Here is a 16,297-nt window from a genome sequence, read left to right as displayed (position 1 = left end):
AACAGGAAGATTCACCATGCCCAACATGTGCGACGTATGCGGCGCGCGTCCCGCGACCGTGCGGCTCGCAGTGCTGCGCGATGGCCGCCGGCACGTCCTCGATGTATGCGATTTTCACTACGCGCAGCTCACGCGGCATCAGCGCGCGCTCTCGCCGTTCGAAGCGTTGTTCATGGGCGGCATGCCGGAGCAACCCGTCCCGCCCGCGCAGCAGACGCCCACGGAACGTTCGACGGGCGCGGAAGGCGTCGGCCTCGAACGCTATCTGAGCGACGGCGCGAAGGAAATGCTGATGCGCGCGGCCGAGCGCGCCGCGCAGTTCGGTCGGCCGGAAGTGGACACGGAGCACCTGCTTTACGAACTTGCGGATAACGAAGTCATCCATGCGATGCTGAAGGGCATGGGTATCGACCCGGCCGAGCTTCGCAGGGTCATCGATACGACCGCGCAGCGCCGCGACGGCGGCCCGCCGCCCGCCGACGGCACGATCCGCGTGTCGCCGCGTCTCAAGAGCGCGCTCGATCGCGCGTTCATCGCGTCCCGGCAGTTGCGGCATAGCTATGTCGCGCCGGAGCATCTGCTGATCGGCCTTGCGGAAGTGCCCGACAGCTTCGCCGGCCAGTTGCTGCGCAAGATGAGCGTCGATCCGCAGACGCTGCGCCGGGAAACCGCGCAGACGGTCGGCGCGGGCGGGCCCCCGCGCGGCGACGGACCGCCTTCGCGCACGCCGCACCTCGACAAGTTCGCCCGCGACCTGACCGCGCTCGCTCGCGAAGGCCATCTCGATCCGGTGATCGGCCGCGCGACGGAAATCGAAACGATGGTCGAAGTGCTCGCGCGCCGGCGCAAGAATAATCCGGTGCTGATCGGCGAGCCGGGCGTCGGCAAGACCGCGGTCGTCGAAGGACTCGCGCAGCGCATGATCAGCGGCGATGTGCCCGAATCGCTGCGCGACAAGCGTCTCGTCGAACTGAACGTGAATGCGCTCGTTGCGGGCGCGAAGTATCGCGGCGAGTTCGAAGAGCGCGTGAAGCAGATCGTCGATGAGATCACCGCGAATCGCGAGTCGCTGCTGCTCTTCGTCGATGAAGTGCATACCATCGTCGGCGCGGGGCAGGGCGGCGGCGAGGGCGGGCTCGACATCGCCAACGTATTCAAGCCGGCGATGGCGCGCGGCGAGCTCAATCTGATCGGCGCGACGACGCTCAACGAATATCAGAAGCACATCGAGAAGGACGCCGCGCTGGAGCGGCGCTTCCAGCCGGTGCTGGTTTCCGAGCCGAGCGTCGCGCAAACCATCAACATTCTGCGCGGCTTGCGCGACCGGCTCGAAGCGCACCACAAGGTGACGATTCAGGACGATGCGATCGTCGGCGCGGCGGAGTTGTCGGACCGCTATATCACCGGGCGCTTCCTGCCCGACAAGGCGATCGATCTCGTGGATCAGGCGGCGGCGCGCGTCAATCTCTCGGCGACCTCGCGGCCCGCGGCCATCCTCGAACTGGAATCGGAACTCGCGCAGTTGCGACGCGAGCAGGACTATGCGGCATCGCGCAAGCAGTTCGATCGCGCGCATGCGCTCGATGCCGAGATCGCCGCGAAGGAAAAGCAGCTCGGCGAAGGCACCGATGACTGGAAGAAGCGCATCGGCACGAACACATCGGATGTCACGGTGACGCAGATCGCGGAGATCGTCGCGACGCTCACGGGCATTCCCGTGACGCAGCTCACCGAACAGGAGCGCGAGCGCCTGTTGAACATGGAAGCGCGTCTGCATGAACGCGTGATCGGCCAGGAAGAAGCGGTGAGCGCCGTCAGCGACGCGGTGCGCCGGGCGCGCACCGGCCTGCAGGGACGCAACCGCCCGATTGCCGTTTTCCTGTTTCTCGGACCGACGGGCGTCGGCAAGACCGAGCTCGCGAAGGCGCTCGCAGGCGTCGTCTTCGGCGATGAAGACGCCATGCTTCGCGTCGACATGAGCGAGTACATGGAGCGTCACGCGGTCGCGCGGCTCATCGGTTCGCCGCCGGGATACGTCGGCTACGAGGAAGGCGGGCAGCTGACCGAGCGCGTGCGCCGCCGCCCTTACAGCGTGATTCTGCTCGACGAGATCGAGAAGGCGCACCCCGACGTTTATAACGTGCTGCTGCAAGTATTCGACGACGGCCGCCTCACCGACGGCAAGGGACGTGTGGTCGATTTCAGCAATACGCTCATCATCGCGACGAGCAATCTCGGGTCCGATGTGATCGCGGGGCAGCGGCGCGCGACGCTCGGCTTCACGAGCACGGACACCGACGCGGACGCATCGCTGCAAAGCGGCGTGATGAGCGTGCTGCGCCAGCATTTCCGGCCGGAGTTCCTGAACCGTATCGACGACATCATCCTGTTCAAGTCGCTCGGGCGCGATGAGATCGGCCATATCGTTCGGCTGCAACTCGAGCAGGTGAAGCGCATGGCGCATAGCCAGGACATTGCACTGGAGTTCGATGAATCGGTGATCGGTCATCTGGCCGAGGCGGGGTATCGGCCGGAATTCGGCGCGCGCGAGTTGCGCCGGCAGATTCGGCAACTCATCGAGAACGAACTGGCGAAAGAATTGCTGAAGGGCGATATCGTCGATGGCGCACGCGTGCTTTGCCGATATGACGCCGATACGCGGCGAATCGTGTTCGATGCGCAGCGGTCCAGCGCGGGGGATCTTGGCACGCCGCCTACGCCCTGAGGCGTATCGTTTTATCGGTGAGGGCCGGTGACGATTAACCGGCCTGACTACCGGTAATCGCCTTGCTGTTCGCGGCGAGGCTGTTCTACACTCTGCAAAGCTGCGTTGCCGCGAAGGCCCGTTGGCAACGCATCGCTCGAATCACGCGGTCAGATTGATGTTTCTTCATGGCCTGAACGAAAGGCGCGATAGGCATGCATCGCAGGGCTCCTCCCTCGATCATTTCAATCAGTCATCGGGGGCGTGTTGAATGCCGAAATTACCAATACCCGTTTTGCGCACGCGCTGGCGTTCCCGTGACCCCCGTCGCTGGTCGTCGCCATCGCGCTGGGCCATCTCGAAGGCCGTTGCAGGTTCGCCGTCCGCCAGGGTCGCCCGACTGCGCATTTCCGATTCCGACGACATTCCCGATATCCCGCGCAAGGCTTCCGAGTCCGCTCCCGAAGCCTCGCTTGCTCAATGGGATGTATTCGGAAAACTAAGCAATGCGGGCGATGACCAGCCGGACCCTCAGCGCGCTGTCTCGACTTCGTTTATCAGTCGCGCGGGCGCAACGGCGCTGGTCGTCATTTCCAACGATGGCGATATCGATAGTTCGAGGAACGGCGAGACCGGATTTTATGTCGACGACATGAGGATCGTTTCACTGTTCCGGTTCCGGCTCAACGGCGCGGCATGCAAGCTGGAAAGCTCCAGTAAGGATTCGACGCTGTCGCAATTCTCCTTCCGCTATCGCTCAGCGACGCTCGATCATGTCGAATTGACGGTGACTTATACGTTCGCGGAATCGAGTCTGTGGATCAAGCTCGACACCACGAACACCGGAACTGAAATTTGCGACGTATCCCTGGATGTCGATTTCGCAGCCGACTTCTTCGATACCTTCTACGTGCGGTTCCCCCCGCGAGGTCCGCGCGGCACGCTTCATCCCGCGAAGACCGGAATCTCCGGGCAAAGCATCGAGTACGACACGCTGGACGGGCGTCGGCTATGCAGCGCAATCGAGGCCTCGGAACCGGCGGCTCATTCTCGCGCAGGAAGCATGAGCTTCATGCGAAGCGTTCAAGCAGGGGAGCCGTGGACGCTCGTCTTCCAGGCGGGCGCGGGCGTAACGACGCCGAAAGCAGGCTCGTGGACGCAGGCATGGGAAACACTCAAACGAGGCAGGCAGGCGCCGTTCGAAGGAAGCTGTCACGTTCGCTCCACCGATGCGGACGTGAATCGATGGCTCACGCGAGCCGCAGCCGATCTGTCGATCATGACCGTGCCCCAGCAAACCGGCCCTTACCCTGTCGCCGGGCTGCCGTGGTTCGCGGTGCCGTTCGGACGCGACGGCCTCATCACCGGATTGCAGACGCTGCTGTTCAGCCCGCAAATCATGAAAGGCGTGCTGCTTCATCATGCGAAGTACCAGGCCACGCAGACAGACCCATTCCGGCAGGCGTGGCCCGGCAAGACCATGCATGAAAGGCGCCTCGGCGAGACATCGAGGGCAAGACTCAATCCGTTTTATTGCTATTACGGCAGCGTCAACACGACGATACTCTTCGTCATATGCGTTCACGCTTACTGGGTGCGTTCCGGCGATCACGCGCTGCTACGCAGTCTCTGGCCTCATGTCGATCTCGCCTTGCAGTGGATGAGCGACTATGGCGATCAGGACGGCGACGGCTTCATCGAATACGCGGCCGATCCCGGGAAGGGTCTCGCGAATCAGGGCTGGAAGGATTCGTGGGATGCCATCATGCATGAAGACGGTACGTTCCCTTGCGGACCCATCGCGCTATGCGAAGTACAGGGATACGCCTATGCGGCATGGCAGGCCGGCCGCGAGATGGCGACGGAACTGGGCTTGCCCGAGCGCGCCAGGTTCTGCGACGCCGCAGCGCGAGTCATTCTGACGCGTTTCGACAATGCCTTCTGGCAGGAAGACAAAGGCTACTACGCGCTCGCACTCGACGGCGACAAGAAGCCGTGCCGGGTACGCGCTTCGAACATGGTTCACTTGCCGTGGTGCGGTCTCGTATCCGCAGACCGGGCGAGATCGATCATGGCGGAAGCGCTCAGCGCGCCGCTGTTCTCGGGATGGGGCATTCGCACGCTGGCGGAGGGCGAGGCGCGCTATAAGCCGGACCTGTACCACCGCGGACCTTGCTGGCCGCATGAAATGGCTATCGCGGCGTGGAGCGGAGCGAACGCGAAGTCGGCGGAAGCGGTAGAGCGCATTCTTTCGGCAACGCTTGCCGCCGCGCGCGCCTTCAATTACCGCCTTCCCGAACTGTATTGCGGCTACGAACGCATCGGCGATATTCCCCCGGTCGAATACAAGTCGGCGAACCTGATTCAGGCCTGGACGGTCGGCGTTCCGTTTTCGCTCGTCCAGTCGGCGCTTGGTCTCGTCGTGGATGGACGAACTGCTCATGTGACCATCAGTCCTTTGGGCTTGCCGCACGGCTGGGGCGCGATCACCATCGAGAACGTGCAGGCCGGGTCCGGGTCGTTCAGCGTCAGGGTCGCGCGAAAGAAGTCCGGAAAATATGCTGTCGATGTGTTGCGCAGCGAAGGCGCGACCGTCACCATCAACGGCAGTTGAAGAAGCTATACGGAACCCTAACGATCTAGCGCGAAGGCCGTCCCCGCTCCGTCAACTCGATGACACACGCGCTGAAGATGCGCTGCACCATCACGCTCTGGTAATCGAGTTCGTCGGCATCGATCATCTGTTCGATGGCGCGTCGGCCGGCGTCGGTATCGAGAACCGGACGAAAGCGCGACGCGAGCGCCTGCGCCTTGACCGAGAGTTTCGCGGTCTCCATCCAGTCGGCGGCGCGCTGGTGCCGCTCGAGCCAGCGATGCGCCGCGCGCACCTGAAACGACGGATCTGGCCACGCGCCTTCGAGGTAGTACGCGCCGAGAAAGCCGCACGTGAGCCAGCACAGGAGATGCACCCGATCGTCCGGGCCGAGCGGATAGCGGACATGACTCATGATGGCGGCAGCTTCAACATCCACGCGCGACGCTTTGAAGATAGCACGCCGGTGCATTCGTGCGTGCCGTGCGTCAATCCTCGTCGAACAAATCGCGGTACTTGTGCGGCTGCGAGCGCAGATACTGCTTGGGCGCCCGCACATGCGCGCCGAGTTCCGCCGCCGCGTGCCAGGGCCAGCGCGGGTCATAGAGCGCGGTGCGGGCGAGCGCGATCATGTCGGCGTCGCCGGTCCCGATGATGCCTTCCGCCTGCTCGATCCCCGTTATCAGCCCGACCGCGACGACCGGCATCTTCACGGCCGCCTTCACCGCGCGCGCGAGCGGGACCTGATAGCTGGGGCCGACCGGAATCTGCTGCGCGGGATCGAGCCCGCCGCTCGACACGTGGATCGCATCGCAGCCGCGCGATTCGAGCGCCCGCGCGAAGGCAATCGTCTGCTCGATATCCCATCCGCCATCGACCCAGTCCGTGCCGGACACGCGAATCGTCACCGGGCGATCGTCCGGGAACGCGCCGCGCACCGCGTCGAAGATTTCGAGCGGGAAGCGCATGCGGTTCTCGAGCGAGCCGCCGTATTCGTCTTCGCGCCGATTCGACAGCGGCGAGAGAAACTGATGCAGCAGATAGCCATGCGCCGCGTGAATCTGAATCAGGTCGATGCCGAGCCGCGCGGCGCGCTCCGTGGATGCGGCGAACGCATCGCGGATGCGTTCCAGCCCTGCGCGGTCGAGCTCGACCGGCGGCGTGTCGCTGGCTTCGAACGGCGTCGATGATGGCGCTTCGGTCTGCCAGCCGTGCGGATCGTCGGGCGAAATCTGCGCGCCGCCTTCCCACGGCACTTCCGTCGATGCCTTGCGTCCAGCGTGGCTCAGTTGAATCGCGATCGGCATGTCCGACCAGCGGCGAATGCCCTTGAGCGTGCGATCGATGGCGGCTTCGGTTTCATCGTTCCACAAGCCGACGTCGGCCCAGGTTATGCGTCCTTCGGGCAGCACGGCCGTCGCTTCGATCGTAAGCAGCGCTGCGCCCGACAGCGCGAGCTGGCCGAGATGGATCAGATGCCATTCGTTCATGCAGCCGTCTTCGGCCGAGTATTGGCACATCGGCGCAATGACGATGCGGTTCGCGAGTTCCAGGCCGCGAACGCGCGCCGGTGTGAAGAGTGCGGGTGGTTGTGCCATGCGATTCTCCGGTTCGTTTTCAGCGCCGCCGGCAGGGCGATGCTGTCGGGCGGAAGGCAGCAATTGCTATTCCGGCGCATTGCGCTAGAAGGCCGGGCGGCATGGCAACCGGAGCGGCGCTGAGCCTGCCGGCGAACCATATCGAATGCGTGCTGCAACGCCACGCGGAGCGACGCACGATCGATCGAGCACGCTGTGTCGAGCGCCTGTATGTTATTCGCCGCCGAACTCGACGCTGCTCTCACGCGGGAGAAAATAAGTTGCAGGCGGATTTGCCGTTATCAATTGGCATAGCCGCCCGTCACTCGTACCGTGTTTCTGCGATTCAAGGTAACGCTGTCTTGCGCGAAGACGCTACGGGGCATGCAGCCGCCCGCCGCGACCAAGATGTTGTGGGCCTCGAGACTTTCCCCACGTTTCAATTTAATCAGGATGACGTGCGATTCATCCGGAAACGACGGCCGACGGAAATGGCGCAGGCGATGGCATCCGACAATGGATTCACTCGCCGATCAAGCGTGAATTCTTGGATGCTTCGCGGGCGAAAACGTCGCTCGCGTTGAACCGGCGCGGCATCGAAACCAGATGCAGGGCTTTCACCGGACTGCGAACGAGAACGGCGCGCGTGCCCGCCATCAGCCAGGCCCGAACCGGAAGATTTTGCGCGTTGCAAGGCTCTTGAAAAGCGCCCGAAACCATCATGTGCGACACCGCACACAGCCGGATCGATTAGGGATACGTGACGGTTTCTGATCTCCTAATGTCCTCTTGCGATGAACTAACACCAACGACAGTGCAAGGAGAGGACATGAAAACGCGCGTCCACATGGTCGTCAGGATGGGGCTGGCCATGCTGTTCACCTTAGTGTTAGTCCCGACGCCGGGCGTTGCACAAAGCACCACGTCGCTGACGGCGCGTTCGTTCAGCGATCTGAGCGACGAGTCCGAGGCATCCACCGATAATTCCGCCGTCTCCACGCCAGGCAGTCTGTCGTCGGTTCTTCAGCGCCTGCAATGTCTGCAGGGATTGAATCCGTCAGGCAATTCGGGATCGGTCACGCTGAAGGTGCAGAAGGCCAGTTACCGGATCTATAACCCATCGACCGATTCGTTCGACACGGTCTCGATGCGTTCGTACAACGGCTGCCCGTCCGGCCCGACGATCAGCATCAAGCCAGGCGCAACGCTCAAGGTCTCGCTGAGGAACACGCTCGGCGCAAACGATCCGCCGTCGAACTGCCCCGACAATCCCGATCATTCGACGCCGCATTGCTACAACAACACGAACTTGCACACGCATGGCTTTCACGTATCGCCATCCGGCAACGCCGATAACGTGTTGCTCACCGTGCTGCCGGGCAAGTCGCAGGACTACAGCTTCAGGCTGCCCGCCGATCATCCGTCCGGCACGTTCTGGTATCACGCGCATCTGCATGGATCGACGGCAATCGATGTCGCGAGCGGCATGGCCGGCGTGCTGATCGTGCGCGGCTCGCGGCAAGCGAAACCAGGGATGACCAACGGCGGCGCGGATATCGATACGATCCTGCGTCGCCGGCTGTTCCTGCTCTCGCTGCCCCTGCGCGAACATGTGATGCTGTTCCAGCAGATCGAATACGGCTGCTTCAGCAACGCGACTTCCGATGTCCCTCTCGCCGATCCGACGACTGCCGAATGGGTCTGCCCGCAAGGCAGCGTCGGTGAGATTCGCGGCTATAACAACCAGCTCGGGTTCATCCCCGATCCGCGGCCGGGTCACACGGGCCAGCTCAATTCAACGTGGATCATCTCGGGCCGCTATACGCAGATCAATGGCGTCGTGCAGCCCGTATTTCCTAGCGCGATCGGCTATGTGCCCGCAGGCGATGTCCGCCGCCTGCGCATGGTGCACGGCGGCAATCGCGACACCATCAACGTGAAGATCGTGCGCGCGAATCTTTCGGCGCTCGGACTCGCGGATTCGCCATCGCTGTCGGCGGCGCAGGTCAACACGGCGACGAGCGCGGCGGCATCCGCGCTTGCGAGGAATCGTACGAAGTCGTCGCAGACCCTGACGCTCGATTCACTGTGCAGCGGCGAAGTGGTCAAGCAACTGGAGTTCGCGGAGGACGGCATCACGATGTCCGCGATGGTCGAGAAAGACGTCAACTCGATGAACCCCGGCTACCGCAGCGACGTACTCGTGGCTTTTCCCCGGCCCGGGCTGTACTGCATCCTCGATGAAGCCGCCGATGCTTCCGCGACCATCAACTTCCGCACGAACGCGACGAAGGTGAAGGATCGCCGGCTGCTGTCGCTGGCTCGCGTGGGCCCCGGCGTCAACATTCCGGACACGACCGTCGGCAATCATTCGAAGTACTGGCAGTACATTCGCGATCAGCTCGTCGCCGCCAATCCGGCGCTCGCGCAGCCGGCGAAGTCGGATCTCCAGTCGCTCACGCTGCGCGCGTTCGCACCGACGATTCCCGTCGATGGCAAAGTGGCGAACGTGGTCGAGAAGCAGTTCCAGATCGTGCCGCAGACCTTCCCCGCACCGGCGCTTTTTCTGATCAGCGGCAAAGCGTACAAGCCGGACGAGATCGGCTATACGGGCGTGCTCGGCAACATCGACCAGTGGAATGTATCGGCTTCAGCGCTTGCTACGCACGTGTTCCACATCCATACGAATCCGTTCAAGATCATGGACATCAGGAACGGCGCGGGTAAATCCATCTTCAACGGCAATGGCGGATGCATCGCGGACGAGGGCGCCGATACGGAGTACTGCAACCTGCAGGGCGTCATACGCGACACGCTCTTCCTGAAAGCCGGCTATACGCTCGAAATGCGTACCATCTATCAGGATTTCACCGGCGAGTTCGTGATGCACTGTCATATCCTCGATCACGAGGATCGCGGGATGATGGAGAACGTGAGCATCGTGTCGCCGACGACGGCTTATCTGCGTGGCGTGACCGCGCCGATCACCGCGATGACGAAGGATGCGAGCCGCTGGCTTGCGAAGCTCGCCGGCCGCGATGAGACGCAGCTTGCGTTGTCCGCTTCGCTGTGCTCGTCGAAGGACTACGCGAAGCGGTGATGAACGACGCCTGATACGCACCCGTTGCGAACCAGGCAGCGGGCGCATTTTTTATGAGCCGCTTGCTTCGTTCAACGTCAGATGCTTCGTCTGCGGCGACATCGATGCACACGGTCATGCCGATGAGCAGAACTGCGGCGAGCACAACTTCCATTCGAAAGATTCCTTCGACGTCTAGCACGATTCGGCCACCGCCTTCGCGATGCCGCCTGCGAACCGCTTCACGCGGCTTTACGTAGCAATCACCTTGAATGTGTGCTTGCTCGCAGAGCGCTTAAGCGGCCCGTCGGCACGCCGGCACGCCGGCTGCACTGCGACGAACGGCATATTTCGCGCACGACCGGTCGGCGGCGGTCGCGCAAAAAGATCGCTTCGAGTCGAACCATTCCTCTGTCGATTCCGCCTGATCGGCCGGTGCGGCCATGCAGCGGCGGCATTCGACGGCGCACGAATCGACGGCCACCAAGGCGTGACCCTTCAGGCTTCTCCCTGCTCCACTTCGGAGCTATCCCATGCGCCTAAGCATTTCTTAAGAATTCATTGTCGAGAATCGATAGTTGTCCGCCCGGGGCGCACATCGTCCAAAGAACAACCGAAGGAGCGCCGCCATGCCGCATCAAATCGTCGTTTCAGCGGGACCGAATGCGTGATGCAGGGCCCGGTCTCCCTGCCGCTGGAATTCGCGGACAACGTTCCGTGGCATTTCCACGATCTCGCCAAGTCGCGCACCGTCAACAAGCCGCCCGCCGAGGGCGAAATTGGCTTGTGGCTCATCACGAGCGAATTCCGCTTCGCGTCGGCGTCGAATATCGGAAGCTGGCTGAGCGTCGCGGAGCGCAGGCGCGCGCGGCTTTATCCCAACTCGGCGATCGGCCGCCGCTTCGGCGTCGCGCGGGCGACGCTGCGGCTCGTCGTATCGCAGATGTTCGGATGCCGCCCGCAGGAAGTGCGCGTGGAGGATGCGCCCGACGAGCGCATCGTCGTGAAGGACGCGGCCGGTGAGCGCAGCGTGGGCGTCGATGTGTCGTACTCGGGCATCTGGATCGTGATGGCGGTGGCGTCCGCCGACGTGGGAATCGGGCTCAGCGTCGATGCGCCGGGCGCACGGGGCGCGCAGATCGCGCTCGTCGAAGCGGCGCATATCGCGAGGCAAAGAGCAGGGTGCGGCGAGGGCGCGGCATCGTCAACGTGGCATGGCCTTCTGTTGCCGATGCCCGGCGAACTGCGCGGCGTCGTCGCGACAGACCGGCCGGTGTCCGAGGTTCACGCGTTCGGCTGGGAAAAGCAGATGAAAGCGGATTCGGGCGCCTGATCCGGCGTCCTTCAGAAAACAAAAAACCCCACGCGCCGCGCGTGGGGTTTTTGCTTTTGGAACAGCAGCGAGCGTGTCAGGTAGCAGCAGGCCGCCACTTCAAGAGCCTCTGCTCGACCGCCGTCAGCAGGTAGTCCGCCGCGAGCGCGACGACCGCGAGCACGATCATCGCCGCGAAGACGCCGCTCGCGTTGAACGCGCCTTGCGCCGTCGAGATCAGCAGCCCGATGCCCTGCTTCGATCCGAGAAATTCGCCGACCACCGCGCCGACGAGCGCGAAGCCGAAGCTGACATGCAGGCTCGCGAGAATCCACGAGAGCGCCGACGGAATGACCACCGAGGTCGTCACTTGCCGCCGCGATGCGCCCAGAATCTGCGCGTTCGCGATCATGTAGCGGTCCGCTTCGCGCACGCCCTGGAACGCATTGGCGAACACGACGAAGAACACCATCACGACGGCGAGCGCGACCTTCGACGCCATGCCGAGGCCGAGCGCGATCACGAACACCGAGCCGAGCACCACGCGCGGAATCGAATTCGCAATCTTGATGTAGATGCTGAACACGTCCGACAGCAGCTTGTTGCGCCCGAGCACGATGCCGCAGACCACGCCCGCCACCGAGCCGATGATGAAGCCGAGCCCGGTCTCTTCGAGCGTCACCCAGACTTGCGTGAGCAACGGTCCTTGCGAGGTGCCGTCGACGAACCATTCGACGATCTGTTCATAGATTGCGGAAGGCATCGAGAAGAAGAACGGATCGATCCAGTGCAGCCGGGCGGAGAGTTCCCAGCCGCCGAGCACGATGACCAGCACCGCGATGCGCAGCCCGATCACGAGCGCATGACGCTGCCGGATGCGCCGTTGCGCCTCGCGTTCGACTTGCGCCAGCGCGCCGGCGTCGATGCCCGCGGGCATCGTCTGTTGAGGTGTTGACATGTTCGAGGTTCCTTTCGGACGGGTTCAGCCGATTTGCACTTCTTCGCGCAAGTCGTGCCAGATATCGCGTGAAATTTCGATGAAGCGCGGGTGATACCGAATCTCCGACGTGATGCGCGGACGCGGCAAGTCGATCTCGTAGACCTTCTTGAGCGTCGCGGGCCGCGCGGTCAGCACGAACACGCGGTCGGCAAGCGCGATGGCTTCTTCGAGATCGTGCGTGACGAACACCACCGATCCCGCATTCGCCGACCAGAGCTGCAGCAGTTCGTCCTGCATCAGCGTGCGCGTCTGCATGTCGAGCGCGGAGAACGGCTCGTCCATCAGCAGGATTTCGGGCTTGTTGATGAACGTCTGCGCGAGCGCCACACGCTTTCTCATGCCGCCCGACAACTGATGCGGATAGTGCTTGCCGAACTTGTCGAGGCCCACGCGGCGCAGCCATTCGTTCGCTTCGTCGTAGGCTGCGGACTTCGAGCGGCCGCGATAGAGCGGCCCCGCCGCGACGTTGTCGAGCACCGAGCGCCACGGAAACACGGCATCGGCCTGAAACACGAAGCCGATGCGCGGATCGATGCCATCGACGGGCGCGCCCATCACGCGCACTTCGCCGGTGGTCGGCTTCAGCAGGCCCGTGATCATGCCGAGCGTCGTGGACTTGCCGCAGCCCGTCGGACCGACGATCGCGACGAACTCGCCTTTCGCCACCGACATGCTGAAGTCGCGCAGCGCGACGGTCGCGCGGCCATCGGGCGAAATGAAGCGGCAGGAAACGTTGCGAAGCTCGATGGCGGGTTGTCGTGTCGGGTTCATCGCCGGCCTCATTTGGTGGCCGATGCGGATGCCGACGCCATCGCCGCGCCCGACACGTACTCGTTCGAATAGGTGCGCGCGAGATCGATATGCTTGCCCTTGACCGAAGGATTGAACGCTGCCAGGACCTTCAGCACGGTGTCCGGGCCATCGGCCGGCATCTTGCCGTCCTTCGTGAACATCGGCAGCGAGGCCTTCAGCGCGGCCACGTAGAGGTCCTTGTTCTTCGCGTAGTAATCCTTCGGCATCTTCTCGGTGATCTGCTCGGCGCTATGCGTCGCGATGAAGTTCAGCGTCTTCACGAACGCCCGCGATAGCTTCGCGGCCTCCGCCTTGTGCGACTCGGCCCACGCGCGCTGCACATAGAAGCTCGACGCCGGGTACGTGCCGCCGAGCGCGGCGCGCGTGCCTTCGATGGTCCGCATGTCAACCAGCACCTTCGCGTCGCCGGTCTTGAGCAGTTGCGAAACCGTCGGTTCCGTGGTCATGCCCGCATCGATGCGCTCCTGCTTGATCGCCGCGATGAAGCTGTTGTCCGCGCCGACCGGCAGCAGCGTGTATTCCTTCGACGTCACGCCCGCGCGCTGCGCGAGGTATTGCGTGAGAAAGCTCGTCAACGATCCGAGGCCCGTCACGCCGAGCGTCTTGCCCTTGACGTCGGCCATGCTTTTGAGCGTCGCCGAAGCCTTGGTCGAGACCACTTCCACTTCGCCCGGCACCTGACCGAAGACCACGAGCGCCTGCACTTCCTTGCCCTTGCTCTGCAAGTCGATGGTGTGATCGTAGAAGCCGACCACGCCTTGCACCGCGCCCGCGAGCAGTTCGTTCTCGGCGTCAACGCCAGCAGGCTGCGAGAGGATTTCGACGTCGAGCCCTTCGTCCTTGAAGTAGCCGAGTTGCTCGGTCAGCTTGGCGGGCAGATAGATGATCTTGGTCGCGCCGCCGACCATGATCGATATTTTTTCCGCGTGAGCGGACACGGAAGCGGCGGCAAGCGCAAAAGCGATACCGGTCAAGCCAGCGATCTGGCGCAGAGTACGCATGGGGTGTCTCCTTGAGATGGGCCGTCGTGCGCGGCCCGCTTTTCGAATGTGTGCGCCGATTATAGGAACGCCAAACCTTCTGCCAGCTTTCTGAGCCGGCGCCGGAGCATGGGTGTTAACCCGATGCATCGCGCATGTGCGAGACGCCCTACAATCGCGCGGCATGAAGCTGCTGCTGATCGAAGACAACCCGACGCTTTCGCTCTGGCTCGCGAAGATGCTGGAACAGGAGGCGTTCGCGCTCGACGCGGTGCAGGACGGCGAAGCGGCCGATCAACTGCTGCGCGCCAGTCACTACGACGTCGTGCTGCTCGATCTCAACCTGCCGCGGCTTTCCGGCAAGAACGTGCTGCGGCGGATGCGCCAGCGCGGCGACGCGACTCCGGTGATGATCCTCACGGCGAGCGGTTCCATCGACGAGAAAGTGGAGCTGCTCGGCGCGGGCGCGGACGATTACCTCGTCAAGCCGTTCGAAGTCCGCGAGCTGATTGCGCGGGTGAAGGTGATGATTCGCCGGCGCAGCGCCGCGACGGCGAACGAAGTGTCGTGCGGCGATCTGGTGTTCGATATCGACACGCGCCAGTTCGCGTTGAAAGGCGCGCCGCTCAACGTGACGCCGCGCGAGCGCAGCGTGCTCGAGGCGCTGGTGCTGCGGCTCGGCAAGACGGTCTCGAAGGCGTCGCTGCTGGATGCCATCTTCACGCATGAGCATCAGCCGAGCGAGGACGCGCTCGAAATCTATGTGTCGCGCCTGCGCAAGAAACTCGACGGCAGTTCGGCTGCGATCGTGACCTTGCGCGGGCTCGGCTATCTGCTTCGAAAGAAGGACGATGACCAATAGCCTGCGCGTTCGCCTGTTGTGGTGGCTGCTCGTGCCGCTCGCGCTGTACGTGTTCGTGACGGGCAAGGCCGCGTACGACAACGCGCGCCACACGGCCGATCTCCTGCAGGAAAACACGCTGCTCGCATCGGCGCGGATGATCGCGGGCGAAGTGGAGTGGTCGGACGGCATGTTGCGCGTCAACGTTCCGCCAGCGGCGCTCGAAGTGTTTGCGTCGCCTCATGGCGATCAGGTCTATTACCACGTCAGCGTCAACGATGGCCGCCTGCTCGCGGGCCTGCCGGATTTCCCGTCGAACCGCGCGGCGGCGGAGGCGGCCACGCACGATACCCCCATCTACTACGACGCGACCTTGCACGGCGCGTCCATCCGCGTGATCGGCTATGTGCGCCGCATGTACGACAACGGGTCGATTCGCCGCGTGCTCGTATCGGTCGGCAAGACGCAGGCATCGCGCGATGCGATGGTGCGCGAGCTGTGGCGTCCCCAGCTCGTGAGGCAGATCGAGATCGTGTTGCTCGCGGTGGCGCTGGCGTGCATCGGCCTGACGTTCGAATTGCGCCCGCTACTGAAGATCAAGGAAGAGGTGATGGACCGCGATCCGATGCAGCTCGAGCCGCTGCGGGTCGAGCGCTTGCATGCGGAGTTGCGGCCTATCGTCGACGCGATCAATCAGTGCATCGCGCGGCTCGGCCTGCAGGTGGCGGCGCAGCGCCGCTTCATCGCGGATGCGGCGCATCAGCTTCGCACGCCGCTGACCGTGCTCGAGACGCAGGTGCAATATGCGCGGCAGCATCGCCCGCTCACGCCGTCGCTTTCGGAAGCGCTCGCCGCGATGCAGCGCAGTACGCGTTCGATGGTCGGCTTGACCAACAAGCTGCTGCTGCTCGCCCAGGCCGAAGCGGCGGATTACACGCAGCTCGCCACGCAGAAGGCGGACTTGTCCGGCATCGCAAAGGATGTGGTCGAGGATCTCGCGCTGGTTGCGCAAAAGCGCGGCATCGATCTCGGCGCGGAACTGGGCGATGCGGCGTGGATCATCGGTCACGAGGGATTGCTTGCGGCGCTCGTGTTCAACGTGACGGAAAACGCCGTGCGCTATACGCAATCGGGCGGGCATGTGACTGTCGCGGTGGCGCGAGAGGGCGAACGGGTGACGCTCGCCGTCACCGACGACGGGCCGGGCATACCGGCCGAAGCGCGCAGCCGCGTGTTCGAGCCGTTCTATCGCGCGTCGGCGGAAACGGACGGCACCGGGCTCGGACTCGCGATCGCCCGTGAGATCGTGCAGGCGCATCGCGGTGAAATTTCGATCACGGCAAGCGAGCCTTCGGGGCGCGGCGTGATCGTGGCGGTGCAGTTCGCGGCGGCGTGATT

The 16,297-nt window shown here is 63.6% G+C and carries 13 protein-coding genes; 6 read left to right on the top strand and 7 right to left on the bottom strand.

Annotation, left to right across the window (positions count from 1 at the left end):
• Window positions 1-16 precede the first annotated feature (16 nt).
• Entirely contained in the window at window positions 17-2,725 is a 2,709-nt protein-coding gene (locus P9255_RS09385) for an ATP-dependent Clp protease ATP-binding subunit (protein ID WP_309767261.1), read from the top strand.
• 228 nt (window positions 2,726-2,953) lie between these two features.
• On the opposite strand, the gene P9255_RS09380 is transcribed toward P9255_RS09385, so the two are convergent.
• Complete coding sequence (locus P9255_RS09380) at window positions 2,954-3,130, bottom strand: hypothetical protein (protein WP_309768262.1); 177 nt, start codon at window positions 3,128-3,130, stop codon at window positions 2,954-2,956.
• Between P9255_RS09380 and P9255_RS09375 the strand changes: the two genes are divergently transcribed.
• Window positions 3,060-5,318, top strand: a complete 2,259-nt coding sequence (locus P9255_RS09375) for a glycogen debranching N-terminal domain-containing protein (RefSeq protein WP_309789520.1) — start codon at window positions 3,060-3,062, stop codon at window positions 5,316-5,318. The genes P9255_RS09380 and P9255_RS09375 overlap by 71 nt on opposite strands.
• 25 nt (window positions 5,319-5,343) lie before the next feature.
• Here the strand turns inward: P9255_RS09375 and P9255_RS09370 are convergent, their stop codons facing one another.
• The 3 genes from P9255_RS09370 to P9255_RS09360 all read right to left on the bottom strand — a co-directional run bounded on the left by P9255_RS09370 (window position 5,344) and on the right by P9255_RS09360 (window position 7,597).
• Entirely contained in the window at window positions 5,344-5,736 is a 393-nt protein-coding gene (locus P9255_RS09370; RefSeq protein ID WP_404980299.1) for a hypothetical protein, read from the bottom strand.
• A 49-nt stretch (window positions 5,737-5,785) separates the two neighbouring features.
• Window positions 5,786-6,895: an NADH:flavin oxidoreductase/NADH oxidase gene (locus tag P9255_RS09365; protein ID WP_309767263.1), complete on the bottom strand. Its 1,110-nt coding sequence runs from the start codon at window positions 6,893-6,895 to the stop codon at window positions 5,786-5,788.
• 501 nt (window positions 6,896-7,396) lie between these two features.
• The gene (locus P9255_RS09360; protein WP_309767265.1) at window positions 7,397-7,597 is read right to left on the bottom strand and encodes a hypothetical protein; all 201 of its coding nucleotides are present in this window, start codon (window positions 7,595-7,597) and stop codon (window positions 7,397-7,399) included.
• A gap of 106 nt (window positions 7,598-7,703) precedes the next feature.
• Here P9255_RS09360 and P9255_RS09355 point away from each other — a divergent pair, with 106 nt between their 5' ends.
• Together P9255_RS09355 and P9255_RS09350 are read left to right on the top strand one after the other, a co-directional pair.
• Complete coding sequence (locus P9255_RS09355) at window positions 7,704-9,974, top strand: multicopper oxidase domain-containing protein (protein ID WP_309767267.1); 2,271 nt, start codon at window positions 7,704-7,706, stop codon at window positions 9,972-9,974.
• A gap of 649 nt (window positions 9,975-10,623) precedes the next feature.
• Window positions 10,624-11,286, top strand: a complete 663-nt coding sequence (locus tag P9255_RS09350) for a hypothetical protein (protein WP_309789405.1) — start codon at window positions 10,624-10,626, stop codon at window positions 11,284-11,286.
• Window positions 11,287-11,362: 76 nt separating this feature from the next.
• Here the strand turns inward: P9255_RS09350 and P9255_RS09345 are convergent, their stop codons facing one another.
• Genes P9255_RS09345 through P9255_RS09335 form a run of 3 tightly spaced genes read right to left on the bottom strand, consistent with a single transcriptional unit; the run spans window position 11,363 to window position 14,079 of the window.
• Window positions 11,363-12,223, bottom strand: coding sequence for an ABC transporter permease (locus P9255_RS09345; protein ID WP_309767271.1), 861 nt, complete (start codon window positions 12,221-12,223; stop codon window positions 11,363-11,365).
• 24 nt (window positions 12,224-12,247) lie between these two features.
• Window positions 12,248-13,036: an ABC transporter ATP-binding protein gene (locus P9255_RS09340; protein WP_309767272.1), complete on the bottom strand. Its 789-nt coding sequence runs from the start codon at window positions 13,034-13,036 to the stop codon at window positions 12,248-12,250.
• Between the two features lie 8 nt (window positions 13,037-13,044).
• Window positions 13,045-14,079 carry an ABC transporter substrate-binding protein gene (locus P9255_RS09335; RefSeq protein ID WP_309789404.1) on the bottom strand — a complete coding sequence of 345 codons (1,035 nt, stop codon included), beginning with the start codon at window positions 14,077-14,079 and terminating at the stop codon, window positions 13,045-13,047.
• Between the two features lie 163 nt (window positions 14,080-14,242).
• Here P9255_RS09335 and P9255_RS09330 point away from each other — a divergent pair, with 163 nt between their 5' ends.
• A complete protein-coding gene (locus tag P9255_RS09330; protein WP_309767274.1) occupies window positions 14,243-14,920 on the top strand; it encodes a response regulator in 678 nt (225 codons plus the stop codon).
• Complete coding sequence (locus P9255_RS09325; protein ID WP_309789403.1) at window positions 14,910-16,295, top strand: sensor histidine kinase; 1,386 nt, start codon at window positions 14,910-14,912, stop codon at window positions 16,293-16,295. Before P9255_RS09330 ends, P9255_RS09325 begins: the two co-directional genes overlap by 11 nt.
• The last annotated feature ends 2 nt before the right edge of the window (window positions 16,296-16,297 follow it).

Source organism: Caballeronia sp. LZ019 (assembly GCF_031450825.1).
Taxonomy (GTDB): Bacteria; Pseudomonadota; Gammaproteobacteria; order Burkholderiales; family Burkholderiaceae; genus Caballeronia.
Note: the sequence above shows the minus strand (reverse complement) of the source record. Positions and strands in the feature narration are given on the sequence as shown.